Raw genomic sequence first — 1,810 nt, forward strand, 5'->3', positions numbered from 1 at the left:
TCGTCGGCGCGTTCTTCGGCGTGCTGGCGTAAGGGCCCGGCCTATTATTTGCCCCCAAGGGAAACGGCGACCCATTGCGGTCGCCGTTTTTTATTACCGAAAGCTAGCTGGAGGTGCTTCGTGATTCGATCTGACAATCCACCCGACAATGGCGTGAGCGGGGCGATGTATCTATTTGGCACGGCGCTCTTGTGGAGCTTTATCGGCATCCTCGTTCACGCCAATTCGCAGTCAGCTCTTTTGATCGGTGCCGTCACGGCAATATTTATGGCACTCTTTATCCTGCTCGTCGGCAGGCCTGTCCTCCGCGTCAGCCGTCTTATTGCCCTTGTGGCCGTCTGCAACTTCGTGACGGGCACCACGTTTAACTTTGCCAACCAGCTCACGACGGTCGGTAACGCAATCGTTTTGCAGTACACCTCGATGATTTTCGTTATCGTGTATCAATCGCTCGCAACACACACGTTGCCCTCGCCTGCGAAGATTGCCTCCGTGGTGGTTGCTTTTACGGGTATGGGACTTTTCTTTTTGGGTGATTTGAGTCCCGAGGGCATGCTCGGCAACCTGCTTGCCATCATTTCGGGCGCCACCTTTGGGCTGTGCTTCTTTTTGAACTCTCGCCCCGATGCGTCGCCCATGGTGTCCTCGCTCATCTCCTGCGGTATCTCGATGCTGCCGATCGTCTATTTTGCTGGTGCCCTAGACTCCGTGAGACCATTTGAGTGGGGACTCATGCTGGTGCATGGCCTTTTTTGCAGTGGTCTTGCGAGCGTGCTGTATGCCAAGGGGATTGCGCGCACCAACGCGTTTGCGGCCAACTTGGTCTGCATGAGCGAGGTCGTGCTCGCTCCCTGCTGGTCGGCGCTCCTCTTTGGCGAGGTCTTTCACTGGAATGAGTTTTTGGGCGCGGCGATTATCGTTTTGGTGATTGTAGCCAACTTGGCATCCGATGCCTTTGGCGATGGCTTTCTGGTGGCGCTTGTCCGCCATCGAAACAAAGAGCGTGCCTGATGGGATACGTCTGCCGTTTACGGTAAAAAACACCCCGCTGAGCGAGTGGTATTAAATAGTAAAAACCTGCATACCTATAATTGGTATCAAATCATTTGTACCTGGCATGGGTGTTAGCAGCACACCAGGTACGCTTCGAGCCGTGTAATCGAACCCCCGGAATTGATATCAACAACGCGCGCGACGGGAGTGGCGACGGTTCGAGATTCCTAATTGGGAGGAACTATGCTTACCCAAGCAATCCTCGTCGGCTTAGTCGGAGCGTTTGGATGTCTCGACTACCAGCTCGGTTCGCTCTATGCGTTCCGCCCCATCGTCCTGTGCCCGCTCGTGGGCCTGGTCCTGGGGGACCTACAGACCGGTCTTGCCGTGGGTGCAAGCCTTGAGCTGCTGTTTATGGGCTCGATCTCCATTGGCGCCTACGTGCCGCCCAACGAAACCGTCGGTGGCGTGCTCGCCTGTGCGTTTGCCATTCAGCTCGGTCAGGGTACCGAGACGGCTATCGCGCTTGCCATGCCCATCGCCGTCCTTTCGCTGACGATTGGTAATATTACCAACGCCTTGTTCCCCGTGTTTGTCGACATGGCAGACAAGTTTGCCCTTAAAGGGAACCTCAAGGGCATCTACGCCGTTCATTGGGGAATTGGAATTTGGGGCTGCATCGAGTACTTCCTGCTCTGTGCCGGCGCGTTCTACCTGGGCTCCGACGCCATCCAAGGCCTGCTCGACTTCATCCCGTCCTTTGTGATCGATGGTTGCGGCGTTGCCGCCAACATCCTGCCGGCCATGGGCTTCGCCA

Annotated in this window: 2 protein-coding genes; both read left to right on the forward strand. The window is 56.2% G+C overall.

Annotated features, from left to right (window positions below; translation table 11 throughout):
* Positions 1 to 120 precede the first annotated feature (120 nt).
* Complete coding sequence (locus DW899_RS10370) at positions 121 to 1,011, forward strand: DMT family transporter (RefSeq protein WP_233539970.1); 891 nt, start codon at positions 121 to 123, stop codon at positions 1,009 to 1,011.
* A gap of 225 nt (positions 1,012 to 1,236) precedes the next feature.
* Positions 1,237 to 1,810 (forward strand): PTS sugar transporter subunit IIC (locus DW899_RS10375; protein WP_147349753.1); only part of this gene is annotated, 574 nt, incomplete at its 3' end.

It is taken from the genome of Collinsella sp. AM41-2BH (genome assembly GCF_003468085.1).
Lineage (GTDB): Bacteria > Actinomycetota > Coriobacteriia > Coriobacteriales > Coriobacteriaceae > Collinsella.